Genomic DNA, 13,447 nt, shown 5'->3' on the forward strand with positions numbered 1-13,447 from the left:
AAGTTAGAGCGTCGATCTGATCCAGTCAGATCGACGCTCTAATGCAGCTATTCAGCGGCCTGTCTAGTCCTTGCTGGCAGAGCCATCATCGCCATATCGATGATCTTTTGTACCGCGGCGCGCGAATTGCCATCGCGGGCTTCAAAAGAAATGCTCTGCTGGATCATGTGATAGAATTCGGTCATCTGTGCAGTATCGGCATTGGAGGGTAGATCACCTGCCCCTACCGCCTGCTGCAAGCGCTTGGAAAGCCGCTCATGATTTGCGTGTCGGATAGCCTGGAGAAACTCCTTCACAGGCACATTTTCCGGTTTGCACTGGATTGAGCTGACACTGATCATACAGCCGCCCGCCGGGCAGGCGAAAGCGCTGTCTGCGCTCAGTTCCAGCCATTGGCGTAAGCCATCCTGTATGGTGGTCGCGTTTTCCAATGCATCGAAAGGAGCGGCACCGATGGTGCGGCGATAATAGTCGACGGCTTCACGAAACGCCTGCTCCTTGTTGCCGAAGGCGGCATAGAAGCTTGGCGGCGTAATGCCGATGGCGGTCGTGAAGTCGTTGATCTGGGCGCACTCATAGCCTTTGGCCCAGAAAACCTTCATCACCTTGTCCAGCGCTGTATCGCGGTCGAAGCTGCGCGGGCGTCCGCGTGGAACCATTTTTCTCCCTTTCTGTAATCATCCTTATATAATTCTCTTGACCCTTTCGGGCAAGGCGATATTAATTATGTAATCTACACTATATAAATAGGATTCGTCCCATGAACGATACGTGCGAATCCGCCCTTGCGGCGGAAGAGGTTTCTGCGTCTTCGCAAAAGGCACGAGCGATCCCGCTGGTTGTCTATTGCCTCAGCTTAGGCGTGTTCGCGCTCACGACTTCCGAACTCATGATCTCGGGCATGCTGCCTTCACTTCAGGTGGCGTTCGACCGTTCCATCGCCGATATCGGCAATCTCATTTCGCTTTATGCGCTTGGCATGATGATCGGCGGACCGCTGGTCACGATCCTGTTTCTGGCGTTGAAGATCGAGAACAAGCGGGGACTTCTGATTCTGCTTGTATTTTATGCGGCGGCGCAAAGCGTGGCCGCGTCCACAAGCAGTTTTCAAATTCTGCTGATCGCCCGTGTTTTGACCGGTATGGCGGCGGCAACGAGCTTCGGGCTGATGCTTGCCATCACGGCACAGCTCGTCGGACCGGAACTGCGCGGGCGAGCTTCATCGCTGGTCTTTGCCGGTCTTATGCTCTGCACCGTCTTCGGCGTGCCGATAGCGACGGCGATCACCAATGCGTTCGGCTGGCGGGCGAGCTTCTGGGCCATTGTGGTTCTGGTCCTGATCTGCGCCCTTGTCATCGCCTTCAAGATCGAATCGTCGCCCGATACGCCGCAGGCCGATCTGCGCTCTGAACTGAAGGAAATGCGCAAGCCGAAACTCTGGGCCGCCTATGCCACGAGCGCGCTCGTCATCGGTTCGTCTTTCGCGGTCTACAGCTATCTGTCACCGATCACGGTGGAGCTTGCCGGCTTCTCCGCAATGCAGGTGCCATTGTTGCTTGCCGTCTATGGTGGCGCCAATATCGTCGGCAACTATGTCACCGGTCGCTTTGCCGACCGTCACACAATCCCGACTATCGCTATCGGTCTTGTGTTGATGCTGTCGGCCATGCTGATTTTCGCGCTTTTCGCCGAGCTGAAACTGGCTACGATCCTTGCCATCGTGATGATCGGTCTGACAGGCATAGCACTTAATCCTGCCTTTATCGCGAGGGTGATGCGGATCGCGCATCCGGGCGCGCTGGTGAACGCCATGCATGCATCGGTCATCAATATCGGTCTCGGGCTTGGGCCGTGGGTTGGTGGACAGGCAATGGAGGCAGGCTATGGCCTACATGCACCTCTATGGGTCGGCTTTGCCATGACACTGGCTGGGCTTCTGACGCTTGCACCGCCAGCTCTGCGCAGGATGTAAAAAAGGGAGCCCGACGGGCTCCCCTTTTATTTGGAGCATTTATCAAAGACCGGTCAAAGCAAGCTGCTGTTCGTTGTAACGCTTGCCTGCGATCAGGGCGGGTGCGGATACCTGCGTAGCGACAATCAAGGTGAGATTCAGCGTCAATCAGGATGAGACTCGCGCCGGGGTGTGACGGAGAGAGGGCGTAGCCCGACCGTAGTCATATCCCGGCGCGGCGCAGATTTTCGACGTCTCATGATCGCGGTCGGTCCGATACATTTCAGGTTTTCTGGATTGGAGAACCAGTTTGTGCCGGGTCGTCATGTAACCGATCATCAGATGAGATTATTCATGAAGTATCGACAAATGCATTCAGTAGAGGTCGCCGCTGCAAAAGCGTCGATCAGCCGGGCCACGGCCTATCGTCTCGATAAGGAGACGCAACTTCCATCCCAAAGCAAAGCACCACGCGGGCGTCGTCGTCCTGATCCGCTTGAGCCGATATTCGATACGGAAGTTGTTCCGCTCCTCAAAGCAGCACCGGGCATCCGCGCCGTGGCCGTTTTCAACGAGATGCTACGGCGGCATCCAGAACTGCCCGAAGGTATCCGCCGCACGCTCGAGCGTCGCATCCGGTCCTGGCGTGCTGTTCACGGTGAGGCCCAGGAGGTCATCTTCCGCCAGACGCATGAACCTGGTCGGCTGGGCCTTTCGGATTTTACTGACATGAGCAGCCTCGGCATCACAGTCGCCGGCCAGCCGCTCGATCATTTGTTTTATCACTTCCGGCTTGTCTGGTCTGGGTTCGAGCATGCTCATGTCATTCTCGGCGGCGAGAGCTTCGTTGCGCTGGCAGAAGGGTTGCAGAACGCCCTGTGGTCTGTGGGGGGCGCGCCCCTTTATCACCGCAGCGACAGTCTGTCGGCCGCCTTCCGCAACCTCGATGCCGATGCCAAGGTCGACCTGACAAATCGCTATGACGAACTGTGTGCCCATTATCGCATGACGCCGACGCGCAACAACAAGGGCATCGCACATGAGAACGGCTCGATCGAAAGCTCCCATGGCCATCTCAAGAATGCTGTTCGTGATGCCTTGCTGATGCGCGGTACCAGGGAATTCGCTGATCTCAGCTCTTACCGCGCCTTTGTCGACGAGATTGTCAGCCGGCGCAACGCCGCCCATGGCAAGCGTATCGATGCCGAGCGGTCCCATTTGCAGGCGCTGCCCGAGCGCCGGACCACGGACTTCGAAGAGGTTGTCGTGACGGTATCTCGCACCGGCGGCTTTACCTTGCGCAAGGTGTTCTACACCGTGCCGTCCCGCCTCATCGGGCATAGACTTCGGGTGCGCTTGTTCGACGATCGGCTTGATGTCTTTGTCGGGGGTACGCACCTGATGACGCTGCGCAGGGGACGTGGCCATGCCGACGGGCGGCATGATCAGGTCGTCAATTACCACCACATCATCCATTCCCTGCGCAAAAAGCCGATGGCGCTGCGTGGTCTCGTCTATCGTGACAAGCTCTTTCCACGGCAGGAATACCGCAGAGCCTACGAGACACTCATCGAGCATCTTCCCGACAAGCAGGCCTGCAAGATCACCGTCGAGCTTCTGGCGCTGGCGCATGATCGCGGCTGCGAGCGCGAACTTGCCGAAGAATTGGCCACGACACTCGATGCCGGAGATCTGCCCGATCTGGCTGCAATGCAAGCGCTCTTCGGTCCCGATCCAGCCAAATTGCCGACCGTCCATGTCCAACTCGCATCGCTTCATGGCTACGAGGCCTTGATCGGGACAGGAGAAGCAGCATGAAGAACGCTCATGTCATCGATGAAGCGCGGCTCGGCATCATGCTCAACGAACTCCGACTGCCGACAATCAAGACTCTATGGTCGCAATTTGCCGAACAGGCCGATCGAGAAGGATGGCCGGCCGCACGCTTCCTATCGGCCATCGCCGAGCACGAATTGGCCGAGCGTGCCCACCGCAGGATTGAAAGGCATCTCGCTGAGGCACACCTGCCACCTGGAAAGACCCTGGATAGCTTCGCTTTCGACGCCGTGCCCATGGTCTCAAAGGCCCAGGTCATGGCAATTACCGCTGGCGACAGTTGGCTCGCCAAAGGTGCCAATATCCTCATGTTCGGCCCACCCGGTGGAGGAAAGAGCCATCTCGCTGCCGCTATCGGCCTCGCACTTATCGAGAATGGATGGCGCGTGCTATTCACCCGAACAACCGACCTCGTGCAAAAGCTACAGGTCGCGCGCAGGGAACTGCAGCTCGAATCTGCTATCGCCAAACTCGACAAGTTCGACTTGCTCATCCTCGATGATCTCGCCTACGTCACCAAGGATCAGGCCGAAACGAGCGTGCTCTTCGAGCTGATATCGGCACGCTACGAGCACAGATCGGTCTTGATTACCGCAAACCAGCCATTTGGAGAGTGGAACCGGGTCTTCCCAGATCCTGCCATGACACTCGCAGCGGTCGACCGGCTTGTTCATCACGCTACGATCTTCGAGATGAATGTCGAAAGCTACCGGCGAAGAACGGCGCTGGAGGAAAAACGCCAACGCGGACGACCGGCATCTTTTGCGACAATCAAAACCTCGACGGTGATTGCCGCGGAGCGACAATCAGAAAGCGACGAAGAGCTTGCCAGCGACATTCAACGTGATAACTTCAACTCGACCGCGACATAAGAATCTCATCCAGATTGTCGCCCGCGTCTCATCCTGATCGCCGCGCTATAATACCTCATCCAGACGCTTGAGATCTTGCTCCGTCAGCATGATGTCCACGGCTTTCACATTGTCTTCCAGATGATGGATCTTGCGGACACCGGGGATCGGCACGATGAAATCGCCCCGGCTCAGCACCCATGCCAGCGCCAATTGCGCGGGCGTGACCTGCTTTTCCTGTGCGATCTCGACGATACGATCCACCTGCCGGTTGTTGGCTTCCAGATTGCCCGGCTGGAAACGCGGCAGGGTCTTGCGGAAGTCGTCTTCGGCGAGATCGGACTGTGAGCGCAATGTGCCGGTCAGCATACCGCGCCCAAGCGGGCTATAGGGTACGAAACCGATACCAAGTTCACGGCAGACTGGCAGCACATTGTCTTCCGGATCGCGCGCCCATAGCGAATACTCGCTTTGCAACGCGGCGATCGGATGGACCGCATGCGCGCGGCGCAAGGTGGTGCTACCTGCTTCCGAAAGGCCGATGGCGCGTATCTTTCCCTCATCGATCAGGTCTTTCAAAGTGCCAACCACATCTTCGATTGGCACGGATGGATCGACGCGGTGCTGGTAGAACAGATCGATCACATCAATGCCAAGCCGCTTCAGGGAGGCCTCGGCTACGTCGCGAATATGTTCAGGGCGGCTATCGACACCCTTCATCTGGCCGTCTTCGATCTTGAAGCCGAACTTCGTTGCAATCGTCACCCGTTCACGGAATGGCTTGAGCGCCTTGCCGACGAGTTTCTCATTCTCGAACGGGCCATAGACCTCCGCGGTATCGAAAAATGTCACGCCAAGGTCGACGGCGCGGTGCAGCGTGCGGATTGCATCCTGTTCGTCCTGCCCCCCATAGGCGTGTGTCATTCCCATGCAGCCGAAACCAAGGGCGGAAACGCTCAATTGCTGGCCGAGTTTGCGCTGTTGCATTGTAGTTCCTTTCGAATGGCTGATTGAAAGTACTGAAAATTGTGCGGGAGGATCGGGAGGAGATTCTGGGTGGACGCGCCTTCAAGCTGCCTGCGCCCAAGCCCGGGATCATGTTGCGAACCATAAAACAGGGTGATCAGTTCGATAATACCGATTTATTTTCACGGCTTGTTCTGTAATTTGTAACAATGAATCGAAGTCAACTGTCACAGCTTGCCGTTCTAGCCGCCGTTGCCGCGCATGGAAGTTTCCGTGGCGCTGCGCGGGAACTGGCGATTGCGCCCTCGGCCGTCAGCCATGCGGTGGCAACACTGGAGGACAGTCTGGGTGTGCGTCTTCTTGCGCGCACAACGCGCAGCGTTGCCCCGACGGAGGCCGGGCGGCAATTGCTGGAGAGGCTGGCACCGGCGCTTGAGGAGATCAATGCGGCTTTGGGTGCCGCCGTCGATTCGCGGGATCGTCCGTCGGGGGTGCTGCGTATCACAGCGCCTTATGTGGCGGCGCAGCTTGTCATTGCACCGCGTCTGGGCGAGTTCGCCAGAGCTTATCCCGATATTACACTCGACCTGCGGGTGGAAAATGGCTTCACCGATATCGTGGCGGCGGGCTTCGACGCAGGTGTGCGTCTTGGTGAAAGCCTCGAAGCGGACATGATTGCAACGCGGCTGACCGGGCATGTTCGTGCGGCAATCGTCGCGGCACCGGCTTATTTCAATAACCGTCCAGCTCCCGTCGAACCGCGCGATCTTTTGCAGCACGCATGTATTCGCCATCGCTTTCCGAGCGGGCGAACCTATCGCTGGGAGTTCGAAAAAGCGGGCGAAGTGCAGGAAATCGCCATTGAGGGACCTCTGATTGTCAATGACGACAGGGTTATTCTGGAAGCAGCCCTGAACGGTACGGGGTTTGCTTATCTGTTCGAAGCCTATGTTCACGATGCATTGGCGAATGGACGTCTTGTCCGGGTCCTGGAAGACTGGTGCCAGCCTTTCGCCGGGCTTTATCTCTATTATCCAAGCCGCCGCCAGATGCGCCCGGCCTTGCGCGCATTCATCGACTTTTATCGCCATGGGTCGGGGAGCGGTCAATGAAGGCAACGTCGAACCATTTGCGTCATGCCGGTCTGCCATTCGCACGGCAGCGGGATATCTTTTCACAGATGATTCTGGAAAGTCCGCTGCTGACGGATGCGCTGCATCGGCTGCATGAACTCGGCGGGGAATCATCTAAATTCTGGCTCGTCTCCGGTGCCCTCTACAACACCATCTGGAATCGGCTGACTAGGCGACAGGCTCTGCATGGGATCAAGGATCTCGATATTATCTATTTCGACAGCAGCGATCTCTCCTGGGAGGCAGAGGATGCGGTTATCACCCGCGGGGCTGACGTCTTCCGCGACTTTCCGCTTCCGGTGCAAATTCGCAATCAGGCACGGGTGCATCTGTGGTTCGAAAAGCGCTTTGGACAGCCCTATGCGCCGCTTCGCTCTGCGACCGAATCGATAGAACGCTATTCGACGATTGCCCATTGTGTGGGTGCGCGGCTGGCAAAAGACGGCGAGGTGACGGAAGATGGGCTGCTCATCCACGCTCCATTCGGCTTTGACGATATTTTTTCATTTCGCATTCGGCCCAATCGTGCCATCGATAACCGCGAAACGCATGAGATCAAGGCAACCCGCGCGCTGAAATTCTGGCCGGAACTGAGAGTTCAGGACTGGGACACGCCGGAATGAGTCCGGTTCTTGCTTTGAATGAAAGAGGGAACAGCATGTTTCGTTGGGGTATCCTTTCAACTGCCAAGATTGGCGTCACGCAGGTAATTCCAGCGCTTTGCGCGTCCGAAAATGGCATTGTTCATGCCATTGCAAGCCGCGACCTGTCGCGGGCACGCGCCGTCGCCGACCGTTTCGGTGCACCGCTGGCATTCGGTTCCTATGAAGAACTTTTGGCCAGCGACGCTATCGACGGCGTCTATATACCGCTGCCGACCTCGCAGCATATCGAATGGAGCCTCAAGGCGGCTGAAGCAGGCAAGCATGTCCTGTGCGAAAAGCCGATTGCACTCAAGGCCGACGATATCGACCAGCTTATTGCCGCGCGTGACAGGCATAAGGTTACGATGGCTGAAGCCTTCATGGTCTATTACCATCCGCAGTGGATCAAGCTGCAGGAACTTCTGGCCGAAGGCGCTATCGGCAGGCTCCGCCATGTGCAGGGCGCTTTTTCCTATTTCAATGTCGATCCGGGCAATATGCGCAACCAGCCGGAACTGGGTGGCGGCGCCCTGCCGGATATTGGCGTCTATCCGACCGTGGTAACCCGTATGGTTACCGGTCAGGAACCGGTGTCGGTTCAGGCGTCGGTCGAATATGATCCGGCCTTCGGCACCGACCGTTATGCCAATGTTTCGGCGCGCTTCGACGGTTTTGACCTGACTTTCTATGTCGCCACGCAACTTGGCGCTCGACAGACGATGGTTTTCCATGGCGACAAGGGCTTCATTGAAGTCTATGCGCCGTTCAATACCGGCAAATATGGTCATGGCAGCATCGCGCTTTTCGATGCCGGTCACACGAAGGCGACGGAATGGTCGTTCGGTGACGCCAATCATTATCAGCTTCAGGCCGAGAGTTTTGTGCGTGCTGCGCGTGGCGATAAGGATGCGCGGCTTTTCTCGCTTGAAAACTCGAAGGCGAACCAGAAATTCATCGATGCGATCTACCGAGCGGCAAAAGACGGCAAATCGGCTATGGTATGATGGTCGGCGCGCACTATGTAGTGCAGCGGCGACCCCTATTTCGTACGTCGATAGGTCCCTGTCAGTATTTCCGGGTGCGGAATCTGCCTCAGCTTGGCTGTTGTGACTTGCAGTAAAAAACCGCGTTTCTTATATACGCCTCGCACAGGGCATTGATGTGCGTCTGGAAACCGGTCCGGTATCTGGACAAGCATCGTGAAAAGCGCATTGTGAAACCGATAGGAACCGCCCATGGAACGCTCGGTAGAGGTCTTGGCGGTTTGCTGAATGGAGAGAAATATGGCTAAAGTAATTGGTATCGATCTAGGAACGACCAACTCCTGCGTATCCGTCATGGACGGCAAAAACGCGAAGGTCATCGAAAATGCCGAAGGTGCGCGTACAACCCCTTCGATCGTTGCATTCACGGATAGTGACGAACGTCTTATCGGCCAGCCTGCAAAGCGTCAGGCCGTCACCAATCCGGAAGGTACCATTTTTGCGGTCAAGCGCCTGATCGGCCGCCGCTTTGACGACCCGATGGTTACCAAGGACAAGGACCTTGTCCCATACCAGATCGTCAAGGGCGACAATGGCGATGCCTGGGTTGAAGTCCACGGCAAGAAATATTCCCCGTCGCAGGTTTCTGCGATGATCCTTCAGAAGATGAAGGAAACCGCTGAGTCTTATCTCGGCGAAACGGTTACGCAGGCGGTTATCACCGTCCCGGCCTACTTCAACGACGCTCAGCGCCAGGCAACCAAGGATGCCGGCAAGATCGCCGGTCTTGAAGTGCTGCGTATCATCAACGAGCCGACGGCTGCTGCGCTCGCTTACGGTCTGGACAAGAACGAAGGCAAGACCATTGCTGTTTATGACCTTGGCGGCGGTACCTTCGACGTGTCGATCCTCGAAATCGGTGACGGCGTCTTTGAAGTGAAGTCGACCAATGGCGACACCTTCCTCGGCGGTGAAGACTTTGACATGCGTCTGGTCGAATACCTCGTGGCCGAGTTCAAGAAGGAAAGCGGCATCGACCTCAAGAACGACAAGCTCGCTCTGCAGCGCCTCAAGGAAGCTGCCGAAAAAGCCAAGATCGAACTGTCGTCCGCGCAGCAGACCGAAGTCAATCTGCCGTTCATCACGGCCGACCAGACCGGTCCGAAGCATCTTGCCATCAAGCTGTCGCGCGCCAAGTTCGAAAGCCTGGTCGACGATCTCGTCCAGCGCACCATCGAGCCTTGCAAGGCAGCGCTGAAGGATGCCGGTCTCAAGGCTGGCGAAATCGACGAAGTGATTCTGGTCGGCGGCATGACTCGCATGCCGAAGATTCAGGAAGTCGTGAAGGCCTTCTTCGGCAAGGAGCCGCACAAGGGCGTTAATCCTGATGAAGTCGTCGCCATGGGCGCGGCAATTCAGGCAGGCGTTCTGCAGGGCGACGTCAAGGACGTACTGCTGCTCGACGTGACCCCGCTTTCGCTGGGTATCGAAACGCTGGGCGGCGTGTTCACCCGTCTGATCGAACGCAACACCACGATCCCGACCAAGAAGTCGCAGACCTTCTCCACCGCCGAAGACAACCAGTCGGCCGTGACGATCCGCGTCTTCCAGGGCGAGCGTGAAATGGCTGCCGACAACAAGATGCTCGGCCAGTTCGACCTCGTCGGCATTCCGCCCGCACCGCGTGGCGTGCCGCAGATCGAAGTGACCTTCGACATCGACGCCAACGGTATTGTCAACGTGACGGCCAAGGACAAGGGCACGGGCAAGGAACACCAGATCCGCATCCAGGCATCCGGCGGTCTGAGCGATGCCGACATCGAAAAGATGGTCAAGGACGCCGAGGCGAATGCCGAAGCGGACAAGAAGCGCCGCGATGCCGTGGAAGCCAAGAACCAGGGCGAAAGCCTCGTTCATTCGACCGAAAAGTCGCTGAGCGAATATGGTGACAAGGTTTCGGCTGATGACAAGAAGGCCATTGAGGATGCTCTCGCAAGCCTCAAGACTTCGCTTGAAGGCGACGATGCCGAGGACATCAAAGCCAAGACGCAGACGCTCGCCGAAGCTTCCATGAAGCTTGGTCAGGCCATGTATGAGGCCGCTCAGGCTGCTGAAACCGGTTCTGCCGGCGGTAGCGAAGAAGCTGCTTCGAACGACGATGTTGTCGACGCCGATTACGAAGAAATCGACGACGACAAGAAGAAGTCGTAATTTCAGGCTCTATACGCTCAAGCCCGGGGCTCTGCCCCGGGCTTTTGCCAATTTTCGAGATGTTCATATTCGCAGGTTTTGTATAAGCCTGCATATTGGCCGGTATCGGTAGAAAGTACCGATGGAAATATCAGGCAGATCAGCCTCTATTTGAAAAATCGCGCTGGCCTGCATACATCTTGAAAAGCATGAGACGGTTTCGGGCAAAGTGGTGTTGACGCTGAAACCCGGAGTGCTGCTCTGACGCATTGAGTCGGAAGGCGCTTCGATAGATGAACAATTGGAAACGCTGGCCCCTGACAAGTGTTGAACGCTTTTGGGGCGTGTCGCACGAATCTGGGGACCGGTTTCGGGATACGATGTCCGTGAAAGCAAAAGGCGCGTTCCTGCCGCCGGGATAACGAACTGATGAAGATCGACTACTACGAAGCTCTGGGTGTTGAAAGAACGGCAGACGATAAGGTGCTGAAAACCGCCTTTCGCAAGCTCGCGATGGAGTACCATCCGGATCGCAATCCGAACAATCCGGAAGCTGAACGCAAGTTCAAGGAAATCGGCGAAGCTTACGAAACGCTGAAGGATCCGCAGAAGCGTGCCGCTTATGACCGGTTCGGTCACGCAGCCTTTGAAAATGGTGGCATGGGCGGCGGCTTCGGTAACGGTTTTGGCGGTTCTGGTGGTTTTGCCGATATCTTCGAAGACATTTTTGGCGAGATGATGGGTGGCGGTCGTCGTCGCTCCAATGGCGGACGCGAACGCGGCGCCGATCTTCGCTACAATATGGAAGTGACGCTGGAAGAAGCCTATGCGGGCAAGACCGCGCAGATTCGCGTTCCGACTTCCATCACCTGCGACGAATGTTCCGGTTCCGGGGCAAAGGCCGGTTCCCAGCCGACCACCTGTACCATGTGTTCGGGTTCGGGCCGCGTTCGCGCTGCCCAGGGCTTTTTCTCGGTGGAACGCACCTGCCCGACCTGTAACGGTCGCGGACAGATGATCAAGGACCCTTGCGGCAAGTGCCATGGTCAAGGCCGCGTCACCCAGGAACGTTCACTGTCGGTCAATATTCCTGCTGGCATTGAGGATGGCACCCGTATCCGTCTTTCCGGTGAAGGCGAGGCCGGTATGCGCGGTGGCCCATCGGGCGATCTCTACATTTTCCTTTCGGTCAAGCCGCATGAGTTCTTCCAGCGCGACGGTTCCGACCTTTATTGCAAGGTGCCGATCTCGATGACGACCGCAGCGCTTGGCGGCCAGTTCGAAGTTTCGACACTCGATGGCACGCAGACAAGGGTCAAGGTTCCGGACGGCACACAGAACGGCAAGCAGTTCCGCCTCAAGGGCAAGGGCATGCCGGTTCTGCGTCAGGCCGCCGTTGGCGATCTTTATATACAGATCGACATTGAGACGCCGCAGAACCTGTCCAAACGCCAGCGTGAACTGCTGGAAGAGTTCGAAAAACTTTCCTCGCAAGAGAACAGCCCGAAATCAGCGGGGTTCTTCTCAAGGATGAAAGAATTCTTTGAAGGTATCGGTGAATAATAAAGGGAGCCTTTTGGCTCCCTTTTTTGTTCTTTTCCTTATTCACGCCTTGCTTAGGGAATTCAAAGCGGCATAAACTTGTCCAATAACGACAATGGGAGCAGCAAGAATGGCAGGACAGCTCGGCAGGAAACTGGCCGCTAAGTTCGATGAGGAGATCCGCTTTTTCAAGGGATGGATAGACGGGCCGAAAGCGGTCGGCGCTATTTTGCCGACGAGTTCCATTACCGCGCGCCGTATGGCGAGCGTCATCGATACCGGTTCCGGTCTTCCGGTTCTGGAACTCGGACCGGGCACGGGCGTGATTACCAAGGCGATCCTGAAACAGGGCGTGAAACCTGCTGACCTCTATTCCATCGAATATTCGCAGGACTTCGTGGATCACTTGAATACGATCTTTCCGGAGGTCAACATCATTCAGGGTGATGCCTTCGATCTCGATAGCGCGTTGGGTGAGAAGAAAGACCAGAAATTCGACTGCATCATCTCTGCGGTGCCGATGCTCAATTTCCCGATGGACAAGCGCATCCAGCTCGTGGAAAGCCTGCTTTCACGCATTCCACACGGACGGCCTCTGATGCAGATCACCTATGGTCCCTTGCCACCGGTTCCAGCCGGTCGCGGCAATTATACGGTCCAGCACTATGATTTCGTGGTGCGCAATGTGCCACCGGCGCAGCTTTGGGTTTATCGCAGCCCTTTGGTCTAGTTTCGCACGAGGCTTTTCATGACTGCACGTATTCTCGTCTTCGCGGGTTCAGTTCGCATAGGCGCTTTTTCCGGCCATATGGCAGATGCCGCCGAGAAAGAATTACGGGCGCAAGGTGCGCAGGTCACGCGCATCACGCTTGCCGACTATCCGCTGCCGATCATGGATCAGAATTTGGAAAACGAGCATGGCGTTCCCGAGAACGCCATGCGACTCGGTCGCCTGTTTGCCGAACAGGACGGTCTGATGATCTGCTCGCCGGAATATAATGCATCGATCCCGCCGCTTCTGAAAAACACCATCGATTGGGTCAGTCGCATTTCAAGAGACGGAGACAGGCCGTTCAGGCCTTATGCCGGTCTGACTGTCGGCCTCTGTTCCAGCTCCGACGGTATGTTTGCCGGTATGCGTGGACTCTACCACCTGCGCGCCGTTCTGATGAATGTCGGCGTACAGATCGTCACCGAGCAATGCTCGGTCGGTCATGCATCGGTGGCGTTCAATGACGATGGTACGCTGAAAGAAGAACGCAGCGCGAGAATGCTCTCCGCTGTCTGCCGCAGCCTCATCGCACGGGTGGAAGAAGCAAAAAGCTGATTCCGTCTCTTTCGTAACGAGTCT

12 protein-coding genes are annotated in these 13,447 nt (G+C 56.8%); 10 read left to right on the forward strand and 2 right to left on the reverse strand.

From position 1 onward, the window contains the following. Positions 1–47: 47 nt before the first annotated feature. Complete coding sequence (locus tag ABDF71_RS01110; RefSeq protein WP_151616003.1) at positions 48–659, reverse strand: TetR/AcrR family transcriptional regulator; 612 nt, start codon at positions 657–659, stop codon at positions 48–50. Positions 660–760: 101 nt separating this feature from the next. Between ABDF71_RS01110 and ABDF71_RS01115 the strand changes: the two genes are divergently transcribed. The 3 genes from ABDF71_RS01115 (at position 761) to istB (ending at position 4,659) form a co-directional block, all read left to right on the forward strand. After that, positions 761–1,972, forward strand: a complete 1,212-nt coding sequence (locus ABDF71_RS01115) for an MFS transporter (protein WP_010657706.1) — start codon at positions 761–763, stop codon at positions 1,970–1,972. 291 nt (positions 1,973–2,263) lie between these two features. Next, positions 2,264–3,769, forward strand: coding sequence for an IS21 family transposase (istA, locus tag ABDF71_RS01120; protein WP_500060850.1), 1,506 nt, complete (start codon positions 2,264–2,266; stop codon positions 3,767–3,769). Next, the gene (gene istB, locus ABDF71_RS01125; protein WP_500060852.1) at positions 3,766–4,659 is read left to right on the forward strand and encodes an IS21-like element helper ATPase IstB; all 894 of its coding nucleotides are present in this window, start codon (positions 3,766–3,768) and stop codon (positions 4,657–4,659) included. Before istA ends, istB begins: the two co-directional genes overlap by 4 nt. A gap of 45 nt (positions 4,660–4,704) precedes the next feature. Here istB and ABDF71_RS01130 read toward each other — a convergent pair whose 3' ends face one another. Beyond that, positions 4,705–5,625: an aldo/keto reductase gene (locus ABDF71_RS01130; RefSeq protein WP_500060853.1), complete on the reverse strand. Its 921-nt coding sequence runs from the start codon at positions 5,623–5,625 to the stop codon at positions 4,705–4,707. A gap of 188 nt (positions 5,626–5,813) precedes the next feature. On the opposite strand from ABDF71_RS01130, the gene ABDF71_RS01135 reads away from it, so the two are divergent. The 7 genes from ABDF71_RS01135 (at position 5,814) to ABDF71_RS01165 (ending at position 13,423) form a co-directional block, all read left to right on the forward strand. Beyond that, positions 5,814–6,716, forward strand: coding sequence for a LysR family transcriptional regulator (locus tag ABDF71_RS01135; protein ID WP_010657708.1), 903 nt, complete (start codon positions 5,814–5,816; stop codon positions 6,714–6,716). Continuing rightward, a complete protein-coding gene (locus tag ABDF71_RS01140; RefSeq protein WP_151616005.1) occupies positions 6,713–7,360 on the forward strand; it encodes a nucleotidyltransferase family protein in 648 nt (215 codons plus the stop codon). The genes ABDF71_RS01135 and ABDF71_RS01140 overlap by 4 nt, the downstream gene beginning before the upstream one ends. A 35-nt stretch (positions 7,361–7,395) precedes the next feature. Then, positions 7,396–8,385: a Gfo/Idh/MocA family protein gene (locus ABDF71_RS01145; protein WP_029926250.1), complete on the forward strand. Its 990-nt coding sequence runs from the start codon at positions 7,396–7,398 to the stop codon at positions 8,383–8,385. 279 nt (positions 8,386–8,664) lie between these two features. Next, on the forward strand, positions 8,665–10,575 hold the full coding sequence (gene dnaK, locus ABDF71_RS01150; protein WP_010657711.1) for a molecular chaperone DnaK: 1,911 nt from the start codon (positions 8,665–8,667) through the stop codon (positions 10,573–10,575). Positions 10,576–10,983: 408 nt separating this feature from the next. Beyond that, positions 10,984–12,117, forward strand: a complete 1,134-nt coding sequence (gene dnaJ / locus ABDF71_RS01155) for a molecular chaperone DnaJ (RefSeq protein WP_010657712.1) — start codon at positions 10,984–10,986, stop codon at positions 12,115–12,117. A gap of 109 nt (positions 12,118–12,226) precedes the next feature. Continuing rightward, positions 12,227–12,826, forward strand: coding sequence for a phospholipid N-methyltransferase PmtA (pmtA, locus tag ABDF71_RS01160; protein WP_010657713.1), 600 nt, complete (start codon positions 12,227–12,229; stop codon positions 12,824–12,826). A gap of 18 nt (positions 12,827–12,844) precedes the next feature. After that, positions 12,845–13,423: an NADPH-dependent FMN reductase gene (locus ABDF71_RS01165; protein WP_010657714.1), complete on the forward strand. Its 579-nt coding sequence runs from the start codon at positions 12,845–12,847 to the stop codon at positions 13,421–13,423. The last annotated feature ends 24 nt before the right edge of the window (positions 13,424–13,447 follow it).

Source organism: Ochrobactrum sp. WV_118_8, assembly GCF_039631535.1.
Classification (GTDB): Bacteria; Pseudomonadota; Alphaproteobacteria; order Rhizobiales; family Rhizobiaceae; genus Brucella; species Brucella anthropi.

Coding starts and splice junctions, on each gene's coding strand:
- ABDF71_RS01110 (WP_151616003.1), bottom strand. CDS start 659: ATGGTTCCACGCGGACGCCCGCGCAGCTTCGACCGCGATACAGCGCTG.
- ABDF71_RS01115 (WP_010657706.1), top strand. CDS start 761: ATGAACGATACGTGCGAATCCGCCCTTGCGGCGGAAGAGGTTTCTGCG.
- istB (WP_500060852.1), top strand. CDS start 3,766: ATGAAGAACGCTCATGTCATCGATGAAGCGCGGCTCGGCATCATGCTC.
- ABDF71_RS01130 (WP_500060853.1), bottom strand. CDS start 5,625: ATGCAACAGCGCAAACTCGGCCAGCAATTGAGCGTTTCCGCCCTTGGT.
- ABDF71_RS01135 (WP_010657708.1), top strand. CDS start 5,814: ATGAATCGAAGTCAACTGTCACAGCTTGCCGTTCTAGCCGCCGTTGCC.
- ABDF71_RS01140 (WP_151616005.1), top strand. CDS start 6,713: ATGAAGGCAACGTCGAACCATTTGCGTCATGCCGGTCTGCCATTCGCA.
- ABDF71_RS01145 (WP_029926250.1), top strand. CDS start 7,396: ATGTTTCGTTGGGGTATCCTTTCAACTGCCAAGATTGGCGTCACGCAG.
- dnaK (WP_010657711.1), top strand. CDS start 8,665: ATGGCTAAAGTAATTGGTATCGATCTAGGAACGACCAACTCCTGCGTA.
- dnaJ (WP_010657712.1), top strand. CDS start 10,984: ATGAAGATCGACTACTACGAAGCTCTGGGTGTTGAAAGAACGGCAGAC.
- pmtA (WP_010657713.1), top strand. CDS start 12,227: ATGGCAGGACAGCTCGGCAGGAAACTGGCCGCTAAGTTCGATGAGGAG.
- ABDF71_RS01165 (WP_010657714.1), top strand. CDS start 12,845: ATGACTGCACGTATTCTCGTCTTCGCGGGTTCAGTTCGCATAGGCGCT.